13 protein-coding genes and 1 other RNA gene are annotated in these 12,296 nt (G+C 65.4%); 8 read left to right on the forward strand and 6 right to left on the reverse strand.

What is annotated here, in order from left to right; all coding sequences use genetic code 11:
* Nucleotides 1-471 precede the first annotated feature (471 nt).
* The 5 genes from rpiA to G3446_RS14325 all read right to left on the reverse strand — a co-directional run bounded on the left by rpiA (nt 472) and on the right by G3446_RS14325 (nt 2,613).
* A complete protein-coding gene (gene rpiA, locus G3446_RS14305) occupies nt 472-1,131 on the reverse strand; it encodes a ribose-5-phosphate isomerase RpiA (protein WP_164453511.1) in 660 nt (219 codons plus the stop codon).
* A 71-nt stretch (nt 1,132-1,202) separates the two neighbouring features.
* Nucleotides 1,203-1,817: a 5-formyltetrahydrofolate cyclo-ligase gene (locus G3446_RS14310; protein ID WP_164453512.1), complete on the reverse strand. Its 615-nt coding sequence runs from the start codon at nt 1,815-1,817 to the stop codon at nt 1,203-1,205.
* A gap of 15 nt (nt 1,818-1,832) precedes the next feature.
* Nucleotides 1,833-2,018: non-coding RNA, 6S RNA (gene ssrS, locus G3446_RS14315), on the reverse strand.
* A gap of 14 nt (nt 2,019-2,032) precedes the next feature.
* Nucleotides 2,033-2,407: a cell division protein ZapA gene (locus G3446_RS14320; protein WP_164453513.1), complete on the reverse strand. Its 375-nt coding sequence runs from the start codon at nt 2,405-2,407 to the stop codon at nt 2,033-2,035.
* The gene (locus G3446_RS14325) at nt 2,404-2,613 is read right to left on the reverse strand and encodes a TIGR02449 family protein (protein WP_245232510.1); all 210 of its coding nucleotides are present in this window, start codon (nt 2,611-2,613) and stop codon (nt 2,404-2,406) included. Before G3446_RS14325 ends, G3446_RS14320 begins: the two co-directional genes overlap by 4 nt.
* 98 nt (nt 2,614-2,711) lie before the next feature.
* Here G3446_RS14325 and G3446_RS14330 point away from each other — a divergent pair, with 98 nt between their 5' ends.
* The 8 genes from G3446_RS14330 to yihA all read left to right on the forward strand — a co-directional run bounded on the left by G3446_RS14330 (nt 2,712) and on the right by yihA (nt 11,119).
* Nucleotides 2,712-3,296: a UPF0149 family protein gene (locus G3446_RS14330; RefSeq protein ID WP_164453515.1), complete on the forward strand. Its 585-nt coding sequence runs from the start codon at nt 2,712-2,714 to the stop codon at nt 3,294-3,296.
* The gene (gene pepP, locus G3446_RS14335; protein WP_164453516.1) at nt 3,293-4,597 is read left to right on the forward strand and encodes a Xaa-Pro aminopeptidase; all 1,305 of its coding nucleotides are present in this window, start codon (nt 3,293-3,295) and stop codon (nt 4,595-4,597) included. The genes G3446_RS14330 and pepP overlap by 4 nt, the downstream gene beginning before the upstream one ends.
* Before the next feature lie 52 nt (nt 4,598-4,649).
* Nucleotides 4,650-5,882: a 2-octaprenyl-6-methoxyphenyl hydroxylase gene (ubiH, locus tag G3446_RS14340; protein WP_164453517.1), complete on the forward strand. Its 1,233-nt coding sequence runs from the start codon at nt 4,650-4,652 to the stop codon at nt 5,880-5,882.
* Nucleotides 5,875-7,092: a UbiH/UbiF/VisC/COQ6 family ubiquinone biosynthesis hydroxylase gene (locus G3446_RS14345; protein ID WP_164453518.1), complete on the forward strand. Its 1,218-nt coding sequence runs from the start codon at nt 5,875-5,877 to the stop codon at nt 7,090-7,092. Before ubiH ends, G3446_RS14345 begins: the two co-directional genes overlap by 8 nt.
* A gap of 846 nt (nt 7,093-7,938) precedes the next feature.
* Nucleotides 7,939-9,192 (forward strand): 6-phosphofructokinase, encoded by a 1,254-nt coding sequence (locus G3446_RS14350; RefSeq protein WP_164453519.1) that lies wholly within the window; start codon nt 7,939-7,941, stop codon nt 9,190-9,192.
* A 212-nt stretch (nt 9,193-9,404) separates the two neighbouring features.
* A complete protein-coding gene (gene ppa / locus G3446_RS14355) occupies nt 9,405-9,953 on the forward strand; it encodes an inorganic diphosphatase (protein ID WP_164453520.1) in 549 nt (182 codons plus the stop codon).
* Entirely contained in the window at nt 9,953-10,441 is a 489-nt protein-coding gene (moaC, locus tag G3446_RS14360) for a cyclic pyranopterin monophosphate synthase MoaC (RefSeq protein WP_425338404.1), read from the forward strand. The genes ppa and moaC overlap by 1 nt, the downstream gene beginning before the upstream one ends.
* A gap of 69 nt (nt 10,442-10,510) precedes the next feature.
* Nucleotides 10,511-11,119 (forward strand): ribosome biogenesis GTP-binding protein YihA/YsxC, encoded by a 609-nt coding sequence (gene yihA / locus G3446_RS14365; RefSeq protein ID WP_164453521.1) that lies wholly within the window; start codon nt 10,511-10,513, stop codon nt 11,117-11,119.
* Nucleotides 11,120-11,240: 121 nt separating this feature from the next.
* On the opposite strand, the gene G3446_RS14370 is transcribed toward yihA, so the two are convergent.
* Nucleotides 11,241-12,032 (reverse strand): hypothetical protein, encoded by a 792-nt coding sequence (locus G3446_RS14370; RefSeq protein ID WP_164453522.1) that lies wholly within the window; start codon nt 12,030-12,032, stop codon nt 11,241-11,243.
* Nucleotides 12,033-12,296: the final 264 nt, after the last annotated feature.

Here is a 12,296-nt window from a genome sequence, read left to right on the forward strand (position 1 = left end):
CGCAGTGCGGGAAATCTGCATGCTGCGTTTGACGAGGGGGGCCAGGGGCGACCCTGGCCTCTACTCTACCGGTTCCAATTGCCGAATCTAGGTTGAGTGGTGCTCGTTGGGGCTGCCGTATCGCCGGATGCGGAAGGTTGCGCCCGTGGCTCGGGCGGGCTTCTCGTTGGGATGAGCTGAGGTGGGGGTGCAATCTGGCCTGTCGGGATGCGCGCAATCCCGGGCTGGAAGAGCTGAGTCTGAAGGGGGCTGCGGTCCCGGTCGCGAGTGGCCAGCTCCTTGGGAGCAGGTGGTCGGCCGGCCTGTGGTGCTTGTCCCGGCGAGCTCATTGCTTCAAGGCGCCGGCGAGTGCAACCTCCGCAAGCCAACCGTTGGAAGCTGGTCGCCGGCTACTGCTGGTAGAGACGATGGGGCTCTGGTGTAAGAGGGTGTGCGGCCAGGCGCCTGGGCCGGGCCGCTCTTGGCTTTGCCCTAGGCTGCCTTGAGGTTCTTGGGGCCTTCCTGCGAGCCGAGGATGAGGACGTCGGCCGGGCGCAGGGCGAAGATGCCGACGGTGACGACGCCGGCAATGTTGTTGATCTTCTGCTCGAGCGCCGCAGGCTCGGTGATCGCCAGGCCCTGTACGTCCAGGATGAGATTGCCGTTGTCGGTGACGAAGCCTTCTCTCCAGGCCGGCGTGCCGCCGAGCTGAACCAGCTCGCGAGCGACATAGCTGCGTGCCATGGGGATGACCTCGACGGGAAGCGGGAACTTGCCGAGCACCTTGACGAGCTTGCTCTCATCGGCAATGCAGACGAATATCTTGCTGGCGGCCGCAACGATTTTCTCGCGCGTCAGCGCCCCGCCGCCGCCTTTGATGAGCTGTAGCTGAGCGTTCGACTCGTCCGCGCCATCGACGTAGATGGATAGCTCGCCAACCGCGTTCAAGTCAAGCACGGGAATTCCGTGGCTCTTGAGCCGCTCAGTCGATGCCTCGGAGCTCGATACGGCGCCCTCGATGCGCCCCTTGATTCCCGCCAGGGCGTCAATGAAGTGGTTCACCGTGGAGCCGGTCCCCACGCCGACGATGCCTCCTGTTACGTAATCCAAGGCCGCTTCCGCGGCTTGTTTTTTCAGTATGTCTTGGCTCATTGTCGGTCCTCCGATTGTCTGATTCGTTGTCGGCGAATCATACCAGAGGGGGCTTCTCTCTCGTTTGCGTCCTAGTTTGCGTCTGCCTGGCTCGAGTAGAGCCGCGCCTCCGTGACGATCCAGTCGAGCTGGATGTCCCAGGGGCTGGGGGAGATCGCCTCGATCCGCTGGCATTCGTGCGCGACGCCCATCAGGCGCGGTCGACGCCAGTGTCGGTGGTGTCTGAGGTAGCCCAGCGTCCTGTCGTAGAAGCCGCCGCCCATCCCGATTCGATGACAGCGGGGGTCGAAGCCGACGAGCGGGACGACGAGCAGGTCGAGCGCGATCGGTTGGGCGAGGTGTCGTCCTCGGCGGCTCGGCTCGGGGATGCCGAAGCGGTTGCGGGTTATCCTCTCGGCCGGGAGCTTGCGGGCGAAGAGGAGCTTGTTGCCCAATGCCTTGCCGCGGATGGGGCTGAGCACGGGCAGATAGCATTGCTTGCCCAATCGCTCGGCGATGCGCAGTAGCGGGCTGGGGTCGAGCTCTCCGTCGACGGGCCAATAGAATCCCAGTCGGCGAGCACGCAGAAACACTTGGCTGATGCCGGCCTGTTGGGCGACTCGTCTGGCGTGCTGCGCCTGATCGGCGCGGGAAAGCCTCCGCCTTGCGGCGCGAAGCTGCTTTCGGGAGGGTTGTTCGGGAGGCATGCGGGGAATTAAGGGACACCCCCCATCTGTGCCGTTGCTGGCCTTTGTTCTTGAACCATGAGGTTCAAGTGGGGACACTTGACTCGGCTTCAGGCTTTCCGCTCGGTGACGGACATGCTCAACAGCTTTGCGTTCATGTCCCCTGGGTAGCGATTAGGCTCAAGAAAATACCCAGGCCGCTATCGAGCACTACAGGGGGTGTCTGAGAAAGAAGGCTATACCCTTTCGTCCGACGCGTCCAGTTGTGGCGGATCATCGCTGCCTTCGTCGGCCGGCTCGAAGACCCCCTCGCGATCGGCGGAAAGGGCCGCGTTGATGCGCTCCTGGAGCTGGCGCAGACGGTTGCCGGGCTCGCCGTCCGAGCCGACTCGGGAGCGCTGTAGCTGGATGAGGTCATGGGCGATGTTGAGCGCGGCCATCACCGCGATTCGATCCGTGCCGATCACGCGACCGCTCTGGCGAATCTCACGCATGCGGCTGTCGAGCAGGCGCGCCGACGCCCTGAGGTCGTCCTGCTCGTGGTATTCGCATGCGATCCGATACTCTTTCTCTAGAATCTTGATGCTGACTTGCAGCGGCTCTTCGATCACAAATTCTCCTCCATTGCGCGCAACCGGGACAGCATGGCCTCAACGCGACTTCGCGCTTGCTCGGTTTTCTCGATGAGCTCGCTCCGCTCGGCGACCAGGGATTCCTGGCGCACGCGTAGTGAGGCGTTCTCCTCGCGGAGCCTCTCGTTTAGGCGGATCAGGGCGTCTACCTGAAGCTCAAGCTGGTCGAGGTCAAAGTTCGCCAAAGTCCACGACTCCGTTGAAATTCTGCGCATTATGGAAGGGGCTCGGTGAGCGGTCAATGAGGCCGAGGCCCATGCTATGATCGGCGCGATTCGAAGCCATGACTGATGCGCGATGCATCGAGGAGCCTCTTACGGATATCGACCATGGACAGCTCGCTTCGTGCCTCGATGCGAGTCCCTTGAATCCGACGTTGGCCGAGGCGCACGGCATGCTCTGCGGGGTGCTCTGTGGAGACGTCGCCGATCCCGTCGGACTCTGGATCGAGCAGCTGCTTCCCTCCGCGGAGGAGGCTGAGTCGCCCGATCCCGAGGACCGCGCGGCGTTGCGCGATGTCGGCGAGACGATTGAGAAACAGGTGCGCGGCCCGGATCTCACCTTTGACCTGCCGATGCCGCAAGAGCGCGCGCCCCTGGTCGAGCGCGTGACCGCCGTCTACGATTGGGTGCGCGGCTTCCTCTACGCGATGGGGGTCCTGGGCATCTCCGAGCGCGACCTTGGGGGTGAGGCTCAGGAGGCCTACCGTGATTTCGCCGAGCTGACAAAGATGGATCTGGAAAGCATCGAAGATGGCGAGGAGAACGAGCAGGCGCTGATGGAGATCACCGAGTTCGTTCGCGTCGCCGCCATGACCATCTACGAGGCGTGCGCCAAGATCCCGAAGCGCAAGAAGACGGACGCATGACTCGAGCCGAGTACAAACGACGCCGACGCGCCCTCGCGAAGCAGATCGGGCCGGACAGTCTTGCCATCTTGCCGGCTGCCCGCGAGGCGATTCGCAATCGCGACGTCCATTACCCATTCCGGCAGGACAGCGATTTCGGCTATCTGACGGGCTTCATGGAGCCCGACGCCTTCGCCGTGGTCGTGCCCGGGCGGAAGGAGGGCGAATTCGTCTTGTTCTGCCGCCCGCGGGACGAAGAGCGCGAGCAATGGGACGGCTCGCGGCTGGGCGTGGAGGGTGCGATCGCGCAGCTCGGTGCCGACGAGGCTTATCCGCTCAGCGACCTTGACGAGGTGCTGCCCACCCTGATCGACGGGCGCGACCGGCTCTACTTCCCGATCGGTGCCGATCCTGGCCTGGATGCCAAGGTGATGGGCTGGGTGAATCAAGTGCGGGCGAGGGCGCGCGCCGGTGCGCGGGCCCCCGACACCTTCGTGGTCATCGACTCCCTCCTGCACGAGCAGCGTCTGCGCAAAAGCAAGGCCGAGGCCCGCGTCATGCGGCGGGCCGCGCGGATCTCGGCCGAGGCGCATTGCAGGCTGATGCAGCTGTGTCGGCCGGGGATGCACGAGTACGATCTGGAGGCCGAGCTCGAGCATGCCTGCGCCGTCCGCGGCGCTCGCCACTTGGCTTACCCATCGATCGTGGGCGGAGGCAAGAACGCCTGCGTGCTGCACTACACGGAGAATGCCGCGCGCCTGGAGGATGGCGACCTGGTTCTGATCGATGCCGGGTGCGAGCTCGACGGCTATGCCTCAGACATCACGCGGACCTTCCCGGTCAACGGCCGCTTCACGCCGCCTCAGCGCGCGCTCTACGATCTGGTGCTCAAGGCGCAGCTGGCCGCCATCAAGAAGGCGCGCCCAGGTGCGCGCTGGAACGAGCCGCACGAGGCCGCCGTTCGTGTCCTGACCAAGGGGCTCGTCGCGCTGGGCGTGCTCGACGGCAAGGTGGGCAAGCTGATCAAGGACGAGGCGTACAAGCCCTACTACATGCATCGCACCGGACATTGGCTCGGCATGGACGTGCACGATGTCGGTGCCTACAAGCGCCATGGCGACTGGCGGGTGCTCGAGCCCGGCATGGTGCTGACCATCGAGCCCGGCCTCTACATGCCGAGCACGGATGCTGTGCCCGAGGCCTATCGCGGGATGGGTATCCGCATCGAAGACGATGTGCTCATTACCGACGATGGCCATGAGATCCTGTCTGCGGGCGTGCCCAAGGACCCGAGTGCGATCGAGGCGCTGATGGCGGCCTGAGCCAAGAGTGGCGGCTTCGACCCTTGCGCGCGAGCGAGCGAGATGTGACGAGATGTATGATTACGACGTGGTAATTGTGGGGGGCGGCCTCGTCGGCGGCAGCCTGGCGTGCGCCCTGAGCCGCACGGCGGCCCGGGTCGCGCTGATCGAGGCCGTGCCGCCCCGCTCCGACCAACAGCCAAGCTATGACGAGCGCGTCATCGCGCTCTCGCTGGGCAGCCGGCGCATCTTCGGTGCGATCGGTGTCTGGCCGGAGATCGAGCCCGAGGCGGAGCCCATTTGCGATATCCACGTCTCGGATCGGGGTCATTGCGGCTTCAGTCACCTGAGCCATCGCGAAGAGGGTGTCGAGGCGCTCGGCTACGTGGCGCCGGCGCGCGCCATGGGGCAGGCCATCTATTCGGCGCTGCGCTATGCGCCGAATGTGGAGGTCTATTGCCCGGCGCAGCTGCACGGCTATCGTGTGGGCTCGGGCGGTGTCGAGCTCGATATCGAGACCGAGGACGGGCGGCTGGGTCTCCACGCCAAGCTGCTCGTGGCGGCGGACGGCGGCGATTCGGCCGTGAGGCGCGGGCTGGCGCTCAAGACGGAGGAGCGCGCCTACGGGCACGACGCCGTCATCACCACGGTGACGCCGGACCGGCCGCGGCGCGGCTGGGCCTTCGAGCGCTTCACGGATTCCGGGCCGCTGGCCATGCTGCCGATGACGCGCGGGCGCTATTCGGTCGTCTGGACCTGTCGCGAGGCGGAGACGGCCGAGCTCCTCGGGCTCTCGGACGAGGCCTTCCTCGAGCGTTTGCAGGGCCGCTTCGGCTACCGGCTAGGCCGTCTCGGCGAGGTCGCGCCACGCCATGCCTATCCGCTCAAGCTGCTGTTGACGCGGGACGCCGTTCAAGAGCGTCTGGTGCTCATCGGCAACGCCGCCCATACCCTGCACCCGGTTGCCGGGCAGGGGTTCAATCTGGGGCTGCGCGACGTTGCGGCCCTCGCCGAGGTCGTGGTCGAGTCCGCTGTCAGGGGTGGCGATGCTGGTGCCACATCTGTGCTCGCCGAGTACGGCGAATGGCGTCAGCGCGACCAGGTCGGCACGGCGCGCCTCACCGATACCCTCGCGCGCCTCTTCGTGGTCCCCTGGTGGCCCGTGCGTCTCTGTCGCAACCTCGGGATGCTGGGTCTGGACCTGCTCCCGGCCGCGCGGCATGGCGTGGCCGGGCGTTTCATGGGGCTGAGCGGCCGGCTTCCGCGGCTGGCCAGGGGATTGTCGCTGGAGGGGCGTCATGTCTGATGCTGAGCGGGATTTCGATGTCGTCGTCGTCGGTGGCGGTATGGTGGGCGCGGCCTTTGCGGCGGCCCTCTCCGGCAAGGGGCTGAGCATCGCCGTGATCGAGGCGCGGGAGCCGGCGCGCGATTGGCCGAAGGGTGAGATCGACCTGCGCGTCTCGGCCTTGAGTCGTGCTAGCCAGCGCATTCTCGAGCGTCTGGATGTCTGGTCCCGCATTGAGGCCTTGGGCTGCAGCCCCTATCGGCACATGCATGTTTGGGACGCCGTGGGCGGCGGCGAGATCCACTTCGACAGTGCGTCCGTGGGTCAGGCCGATCTCGGGCACATCGTTGAAAATCGCGTCATTCAGCTCGCGCTCTGGGAGACGCTCGAGCATCTGCAGGACGTGACCCTCTTCTGTCCCGGGGCCATCTCCGACATGGAGCGGGCTGGCGGGGTCTCGCGCCTGCTGTTCACCGACGGGCGCGCGATCGAGTGCGGCCTCTTGGTGGGCGCCGACGGCCGCGACTCCCTGGTGCGCTCGCTCGCGGGTATCGAGACCGAAGGCTGGGACTATGGCCAGAAGGCCATCGTTGCCAACGTCAAGCCCGCCGAGCGGCACCAAGAGACCGCCTGGCAGCGGTTTCTCCCGACCGGCCCGCTCGCCCTGCTGCCGCTCGCCGATGGCCGCTGCTCCATCGTCTGGTCGGCGACCGACGCGCGCGCCGCCGAGCTGATGGCCATGGAGGATCAAGACTTCTCCAATGCCCTGACCGATGCCTTCGAGGCGCGCCTTGGTCGGCTCGGCGTCGATGGTCCGCGCGCCGCCGTGCCCTTGCGTCTGCAGCACGCCAAGCACTACGTCCAGCCTGGGCTGGCCCTCATCGGCGACGCGGCCCACGCCATCCATCCCTTGGCCGGGCAGGGCGTCAATCTCGGATTCCTCGACGCCGCCGAGCTGGCCGTCGCGCTCGAGTACGCCATCGCCCATGGCCGCAACATCGGTGGTCTCTGGGCACTGCGTCGCTACGAGCGGGCACGGCGGGGCGACAACATGCTCATGCTGGCCGCCATGGACGCCTTCAAACGGCTCTTCGGCAACGACCATCCGGCGCTCTCCACCGCGCGTAGCCTGGGGCTGCGAGCCACCGATCGCGTCGCGCCGCTGAAGCGTCTCTTCATGGAGCGTGCCTTGGGCCTGGGCGTGGATCTGCCGCCGCTCGCCGCTGCCTAGACGCCGAGGCAATGCCGTCGCGGCCGTCGATCGGCGCGTGACTCCGAAATGCCGATTTCGGGGCGCGCCATGCTCGGCCCCGGCATCCTCGCATGCCGAGACCTCTAGGCTCCGGACGGCGAAGGGAGCAATGGCGCGCCTCCCTCGCGGTCTAGCGATCAGTCGCGTGCATCCATGCACGGATTTTTTCGATTTGGATGGAGGCGGCGTTTTGGTTAGTCTTGCGGCCGGCCGCCGGGGCCAGAGTCTCGGGCCACTTAGGCGATTGCCGGAAATTCTTATACCAGCTGGCGCCGGATTGAGGCCCTCCTTCAAGGAGTGCCGGCAGGAGCATCGCCGGGCGATGCGACCGACGGTGAGACACAGAAGGCGGGCATCAAGCCAAGCGAGATGGTATGAGCGTTGACAGAAATCGCCCTAGACACCTCGATCGAGACCGAGGCGATTCCATGGCCAGGATTCCAGCCATCTCCGACACGGGCCATCGGGTCCTGCGGGCCAGCCGCCTCGATCCCGTTGGCCGCGATGTGGAGCCCCGACTCCGGGCGCCGCAGTCGCGGCTCGCGACCTGCTCGGCGATCCGCTGGCCGGCCGACGACGACTGTCGCAGCCTGCGCATTTCCAAGCTCGGCGCGCGCACCCAGCGGCGCCAGCTTCTTCGAGCCCGACAGCGGACCCGGGATCGGCGTCGGCCAGTGCGATCACCCCGCCGACTGCAGGGCCGCCTTGCTGCGGGCGCGGGCTGGCTCAACGACCATGCAGTCTGGTGATCGGTCGAATCGGCGTCGCTCCCGATGCTTGGCTTCCTTTCGAGCCCGCTAGCAACCTGACCCAGCGAGGACAACCATGTCAGCAAAGAACGCCTTCTACGCCCAATCCGGCGGTGTCACAGCGGTCATCAACGCCTCTGCCTGCGGCGTCATCGAGACGGCGCGTCGGCACACCGACAAGATCGCCAACGTCTATGCCGGTCGCAATGGCATCATCGGCGCCCTGACCGAGGACCTGATCGATACCAGTCAGGAATCGGACGAGGCTATCGCCGCGCTGCGCTATACGCCCTCCGGCGCCTTTGGATCTTGTCGCTACAAGCTCAAGAGCTTGGAGGCGAACAGGCGCGAGTACGAGCGTCTGATCGAGGTCTTCAAGGCGCACGACATCGGCTACTTCTTCTACAACGGCGGCGGCGATTCCGCCGATACCTGCTACAAGGTCTCCCAGCTCTCCGAGAAGATGGGCTATCCGGTGCAGGCCATCCACGTCCCCAAGACCGTCGACAACGACTTGCCGATCACCGACAACTGCCCCGGCTTCGGGTCGGTCGCCAAGTACATCGCGACCTCCACTCTGGAGGCATCCTATGATGTGCGCTCCATGGCCAAGACCTCGACCAAGATCTTCGTCATCGAGGTGATGGGACGGCACGCCGGCTGGATTGCCGCGGCGGGCGGACTGGTCGAGGACCACAACATCCCCGTGCTCATCCTCTTCCCGGAGGTCGAGTTCGACCAAGAGCGCTTTCTCGCCGCCGTGAAGGAGAAGGTCGAGCGCTTCGACTTCTGCACCATCGTGGTCTCCGAGGGCGCCAAGTATCCGGACGGCCGCTTCCTGGCCGAGCAGGGAACGCGGGATGCCTTCGGTCATGCCCAGCTGGGCGGCGCCGCGCCCGTGGTCGCCAACATGATCAAGGATGTGACGGGCTACAAATTCCATTGGGCCGTCGCCGATTATCTCCAGCGGGCCGCGCGGCATCTGGCATCCAAGACCGACGTCGAGCAGGCCTACGCCATGGGACGCGCCGGCGTCGAATTCGCCGTGGCCGGCCACAGCGCCGTCATGCCGACCGTCAAGCGCACCAGCAACGACCCCTATGCCTGGGAGGTCGGCGAGGCGCCGCTGTCCGAGGTCGCCAATGTCGAGAAGTTCATGCCGAGCGAGTTCATCTCGGAGGATGGCTTCGGGATCACGCCCGCCTGCAAGGAGTATCTGATCCCGCTGATCCAAGGCGAGGACTATCCGCCCTTCGAGCATGGTCTGCCCAAGTACGTGACCCTGAAGAACGCCGCTGTCGAGCGCAAGCTGTCGCCTTTCGAGCTCTGAGCGCGACGCGTCGGGCGAGCGCCGCTCGCCCGGCCGACCCTAGAATCCCTGAAGCCTGGCCGAATTCGAAGGATTGGTATTTCCAAGGGCATTTTGGAATACAATTAGGGATTGATTACCGCGATGGGCCCGTCAGGGCCTTTTTTCGTTGTGCTCGCGGAGCTGCGAGCCGCGACGCGACCGATTCTTCAAACCAAATCGAGGCCAGCCCCATGGATATATCCAAGGTTTCCCGTGGCGACAATGTCCCCCACATCCTGAACGTCATCATCGAGATCCCCTCCCACGCCGAGCCCGTCAAGTATGAGATGGACAAGGAGACGGGCGCCATGTTCGTCGACCGCTTCATGTCGACCCCCATGTACTATCCATGCAACTATGGCTATGTGCCTCACACCTTGTCGTCGGACGGCGATCCGGTCGACGTCTTGGTGGTCACGCCCTATCCCCTGATTTCGGGCTCGGTCATCAAGTGCCGTCCCATCGGCGTGCTCAAGATGACCGACGAGTCGGGCGACGACGCCAAGATCCTCGCGCTGCCGATCGATAATCTCTACAAGGGCTATCGCGACGTCGAGAGCTTCCGCGATATGCCGCAGCATCTCTTGGACCAGATCGCTCACTTCTTCGAGCACTACAAGGATCTGGACGAGGGCAAATGGGTCCGCGTCGGCGGCTGGGGCGGTCGCGAGGAGGCTTGCCAGGAGATCCTGGACAGCGTCAAGATGTTCGAAGATGCTCCGGAGAAGCCGGCCTTCTGATGCCGCTCACGCATTTCGATCAGAACGGTGAAGCCCACATGGTCGACGTGGGCGCCAAGGCCGTGACGCGGCGTCGGGCGGTGGCTGAGGGGCGTATCCTCATGGCCGCCCAGACGCTGGCCTTGATCCAGCAGGGCGCTCACAAGAAGGGCGATGTCCTAGGGGTCGCGCGCATCGCCGGCATCATGGCCGCGAAGCGCACCGCCGATCTGGTCCCCCTCTGCCATCCGCTGCCGCTGACCCGAGTGGTGATCGATCTCGCTGCTTGCGAGGACGAGTCGGCCGTCTATTGTCGCTCGACCGTCGAGACGGAAGGGCAGACCGGCGTCGAAATGGAGGCGTTGTGCGCGGTTCAGATTACCCTGCTCACGATCTACGACATGTGCAAGGCGGTCGACCGCGGTATGGAGATGACGGACATTCGGCTGGTCGAGAAACAGGGAGGGCGCTCCGGGCACTGGGTCCGCGCGTCGGCCAATGCGTCCTGATCAAGTCGAATCGGCCGATCGAGCCGATCTATCGAATCGAGCCACCGGATCGACCCATGAGCCTCTGAAATGAATCCCTTCTACCAAGGTGCTCGATTCCTCACCGCTGCGGCCAAGCTGGAGCAATGTCCAGAAGACTGCGGCCGCGAGGTCGCCTTCGCCGGTCGCTCGAACGCCGGCAAATCAAGCGCCATCAACGCCATTTGTCACCAGAAGGCGCTGGCGCGGACCAGCAAGACGCCTGGACGGACGCAGCAGATCATCTTCTTCGGGCTCGATGAGACCCGGAGAATCGTCGATCTTCCCGGCTATGGCTATGCGAAGGTCGCGGTCTCCGTGAAGCAGCAATGGCAGCAGCAGCTGTCACGCTACCTCGAGTGCCGCGCATCGCTCGCTGGGCTGGTCATCGTGATGGACATCCGTCATCCGCTGACCGATTACGATCGTCAGATGCTGGCTTGGGGGCAGGGCGGGAGCCTCGATATTCTGCTGCTTCTGACGAAGGCGGATAAGCTCAAGCGCGGTGCCGGGCGCGCGGCGCAGCTCGCGGTCGAGCGCGAAGTCGCCCGGGACGCAGGCGCGGACAATCGGGTGAGCGTCGCGCTCTTCTCGGCAACCGAGCGTCTTGGTGTCGAGGCTGCGCAGGAAAGACTGAATCTGTGGCTGCAGGTCGACTGAGCCCAGCGGGCTCGACTCCGGGCATTGCCGCGGCGCCGGCGAGTGTCCGACGGCATTCGCGGTACGCGAGCCGGGACCGAGACCGGCACATTGCGGTCTCGATCACCGATGTGGGCCGATCTCAGTTGCTTCCCTGGCGGGCGGGTGGCGGCGGCGGCCCCTGATCGTAGCCGGGGGCATCGTACAAGCCGGGCATCATGGGGTGGAGAGGCCGACCGTACTCATGACCTGCGATCGGGCAGGGGCCGTGCCATTGAGGGGCGCCATATCTGTCCGGGCGCATCGGCGGGCGCGGCATCGGGGGTCTCTGTGCGAAGACCGCGCGTGCGGCCTCGCGCTGCTCCACCGTCATCTTCTCGATCGTCTCTCGATACTGCTCCATGCGCTTGGCCATCGCTTGGCGGCGCTCTTCCATTGCTTCCCAAGGTGCCGGCTGCGGAATGTCTCGATTGCGCTGGGCGGCCTCCGCTTGCATGCGCTTCCAATGCGCCTCACGCATCTCCTCGCGCTTCTGCCGGATGGCATCGCGCTCTTTCTGGCTCGGTCGCTTGTAACGGCCTGGCATCTCCGGAGGGGCCGGAGGCTCGGGCATTATGGCCCCGCTTGCTGCCCAGGGTGGCGTCTCGGGCAAGTCGACCCCAAGCTCCGCGGCACTGGCGCGCAGCTCCGCGTAGCGTTTCTCGCGCTCCTCGTCCATGGCGGCCCGACGCTCTTCCGCCTTGGCGCGCGCGGCTTCCAAGCCGGAAGGCGCCTGGGCTTGCGCCTGCGGCTGCGCCGCTGACGCGCTAGCCGTCTCGTCTGGCCCCGGGGTGGCTGCCTGCGCGGCCGCGGTGCTCATCCAGGCCGGGTATGTCATCGTCATGGCGACGACGGACGCCGATGCGAGCGTGCGAATGATTGGCTTTTGGGACATCGTCACTCCTCGTTGCTGGTTGTGAAAGGTTGCTGGTCGCGAATCGGTTGGCCGATTTCATGTGTGGGCTTGGATCTGAAAAGAGCTGCCAGCTTCCAGCCGCCAGCGTTTTGGAGTCAGGCAGCTGGCCGGCCCCCTGGGGCTTGTCTTGCTCGTGCTTAGGCGATTTCTGTCAATTCCCATACCATCTGGCTTGTCTTGACGCCCGCCTTCTGTGTCGCCCCGTCAGTCACATCGCCCAGCTATGCGCCTGTCGGCGCTCCT

This window comes from Thiorhodococcus minor (assembly GCF_010820565.1).
Classification (GTDB): domain Bacteria; phylum Pseudomonadota; class Gammaproteobacteria; order Chromatiales; family Chromatiaceae; genus Thiorhodococcus; species Thiorhodococcus minor.

Excerpts from the sequence above, each read along its gene's own strand:
- rpiA (WP_164453511.1), bottom strand. The coding sequence starts at position 1,131 with ATGAGCCAAGACATACTGAAAAAACAAGCCGCGGAAGCGGCCTTGGAT.
- G3446_RS14310 (WP_164453512.1), bottom strand. The coding sequence starts at position 1,817 with ATGCCTCCCGAACAACCCTCCCGAAAGCAGCTTCGCGCCGCAAGGCGG.
- G3446_RS14330 (WP_164453515.1), top strand. The coding sequence starts at position 2,712 with ATGACTGATGCGCGATGCATCGAGGAGCCTCTTACGGATATCGACCAT.
- pepP (WP_164453516.1), top strand. The coding sequence starts at position 3,293 with ATGACTCGAGCCGAGTACAAACGACGCCGACGCGCCCTCGCGAAGCAG.
- ubiH (WP_164453517.1), top strand. The coding sequence starts at position 4,650 with ATGTATGATTACGACGTGGTAATTGTGGGGGGCGGCCTCGTCGGCGGC.
- G3446_RS14345 (WP_164453518.1), top strand. The coding sequence starts at position 5,875 with ATGTCTGATGCTGAGCGGGATTTCGATGTCGTCGTCGTCGGTGGCGGT.
- G3446_RS14350 (WP_164453519.1), top strand. The coding sequence starts at position 7,939 with ATGTCAGCAAAGAACGCCTTCTACGCCCAATCCGGCGGTGTCACAGCG.
- ppa (WP_164453520.1), top strand. The coding sequence starts at position 9,405 with ATGGATATATCCAAGGTTTCCCGTGGCGACAATGTCCCCCACATCCTG.
- moaC (WP_425338404.1), top strand. The coding sequence starts at position 9,953 with ATGCCGCTCACGCATTTCGATCAGAACGGTGAAGCCCACATGGTCGAC.
- yihA (WP_164453521.1), top strand. The coding sequence starts at position 10,511 with ATGAATCCCTTCTACCAAGGTGCTCGATTCCTCACCGCTGCGGCCAAG.
- G3446_RS14370 (WP_164453522.1), bottom strand. The coding sequence starts at position 12,032 with ATGTCCCAAAAGCCAATCATTCGCACGCTCGCATCGGCGTCCGTCGTC.